Source organism: Isoptericola croceus (genome assembly GCF_029382255.1).
GTDB lineage: Bacteria > Actinomycetota > Actinomycetes > Actinomycetales > Cellulomonadaceae > Isoptericola > Isoptericola croceus.
In genome coordinates this window covers 1-270 of sequence record NZ_JARLLG010000283.1, presented here as the reverse complement: position 1 = coordinate 270, position 270 = coordinate 1, and the positions used below count along the sequence as shown (strand labels likewise).

1 protein-coding gene is annotated in these 270 nt (G+C 48.5%); it reads right to left on the bottom strand.

The genetic code is table 11. The annotated features are described in order from the left end of the window. Positions 1-130: 130 nt before the first annotated feature. Positions 131-265, bottom strand: a complete 135-nt coding sequence (locus PZC42_RS23180; RefSeq protein WP_368860291.1) for a ubiquitin family protein — start codon at positions 263-265, stop codon at positions 131-133. Positions 266-270: the final 5 nt, after the last annotated feature.

Here is a 270-nt window from a genome sequence, read left to right as displayed (position 1 = left end):
GTCTGTTAACAAGTGGAGGTGGTGGGATGATGCAGGGATCAGGCACAGACAGTTCGAGAGAGGTTTGGGTGGGTTTAGGTGTTTGTTTGCCCAAGGGGTTGGATTCACGTCCTTGTCTTTTTCCAGGAGTTCACCCACCATGTAACGTCGAGATGAAAAGCACATTATCCTGGTCTTGGAGTTTATAATCCAGCTCACCCATTAGCTCCCAGTCTGCGTCGTTGATGAGCACCAAAATTCCTGGCCTCACAGATTCCCCTTGCATAAATA

Excerpts from the sequence above, each read along its gene's own strand:
- PZC42_RS23180 (WP_368860291.1), bottom strand. The coding sequence starts at position 265 with ATGCAAGGGGAATCTGTGAGGCCAGGAATTTTGGTGCTCATCAACGAC.